Source organism: endosymbiont of Lamellibrachia barhami (genome assembly GCF_011947365.2).
Taxonomy (GTDB): domain Bacteria; phylum Pseudomonadota; class Gammaproteobacteria; order Chromatiales; family Chromatiaceae; genus QGON01.
The window spans coordinates 3,926,754-3,927,371 of the sequence record NZ_JAAVSH020000001.1 but is presented as its reverse complement, the minus strand read 5'-3'; the positions used below and the strand labels follow the sequence as shown (position 1 = coordinate 3,927,371).

1 protein-coding gene is annotated in these 618 nt (G+C 55.8%); it reads right to left on the bottom strand.

Translation table 11 applies throughout. The features are described 5' to 3' along the window. The coding region (locus tag G9Q73_RS17950) for a FlgK family flagellar hook-associated protein (protein ID WP_218649981.1) at nt 1-461 on the bottom strand (461 nt) is incomplete at its 3' end. Between the last annotated feature and the right edge of the window lie 157 nt (nt 462-618).

The window sequence follows — 618 nt, the reverse complement described above, 5'->3', positions numbered from 1 at the left end:
ACCGCCTCGATCTCGCCATCGATATAGTGAAACCGATCCACCAGTGATTCAGCTTCTGCCAATACCAGTTGGCGTGCCGGGACTGCTGAAGGATCATTAGCCAGCCCCTGGACGGCAGCAAAAAAATCCTGCATGGCCGGCCCCATACCGAGTGCCGAATCGGCCACCAGATTGTCCAGTCGCAGGGCGGAGTTGTAGTAGACATCGAGCTCTTCCGTGGCGGACTGACTGCGCCTGACCGAAGTGGCGAGGAAGTTATCGTACTGACGGTCGATACCGGCCAGTTGGACACCTGAACCGTACCGCCCGGTTGTGTTATAGCCGGTATTACGGGTCGAAAAGTCCACCTGCTGACGGCTGTAGCCCTCAGTGTTGACATTGGCGATGTTGTGGCCAACGGTATTCAACGCCTGCTGATTACTCAGCAGGGCAGAAACACCAATCGACAGAATACCGCTCATCTCATTAACCTCTCATCCGCCGGAATTCCGCACGGAAACACTCGAAACCTTATATCGGCTTGTGGACTGACTCCTTGAGTCCCGCCACCGCCTGCTTCATCTCGCTACCCTGCATCACCCGCATGATCTTCTCGGCATAAGCCGGATCTGTGGCATA